General features: G+C 36.7%; 1 protein-coding gene. It reads left to right on the top strand.

Features of this window, described 5'->3' with window-relative positions:
• On the top strand, positions 1-324 hold a 324-nt coding region (gene pgk, locus ACS8FC_RS20615), incomplete at its 5' end, for a phosphoglycerate kinase (protein WP_439298153.1).
• Positions 325-531 lie beyond the last annotated feature (207 nt).

Here is a 531-nt window from a genome sequence, read left to right as displayed (position 1 = left end):
GAAAATGACATGATATTGGATATCGCGCCAGAAAGCGCAAAGCAACTTGCTGATGCCATTATTCATGCAAAAACGATCTTGTGGAATGGTCCAGTGGGTGTTTTTGAAGTTGATGCTTTTGGTCAAGGGACACAAATACTGGCAACAGCCGTAAGAGACAGCGACGGTTTTTCAATTGCGGGTGGCGGTGATACCTTGGCGGCTATTGATAAATATCAAGTCGCTGATGGCGTCAGTTATATGTCAACAGGCGGCGGTGCATTTTTAGAATTTGTAGAAGGTAAAGTGCTCCCAGCAGTTGCTGCGTTACAAATTAACGCTTAACTAATTAACGTTACTTAGTATTTTAGTAACATTAGACGTACAACTAATAGTAAACATCTAAGGTAGTCTGTGAAAATAATATTTTGACTTTCATTTGGCTTATTTATATTGGTATAGCTAAAATTTATAGTCATTGATTATTAAGCAGTAATTATTTGTTTCTACACTGAAAATTATTATTGCATGTCTCATTCGTACTCTATAAAA

It is taken from the genome of Psychrobacter sp. 1Y4, from assembly GCF_051847555.1.
Note: the sequence above shows the minus strand (reverse complement) of the source record. Positions and strands in the feature narration are given on the sequence as shown.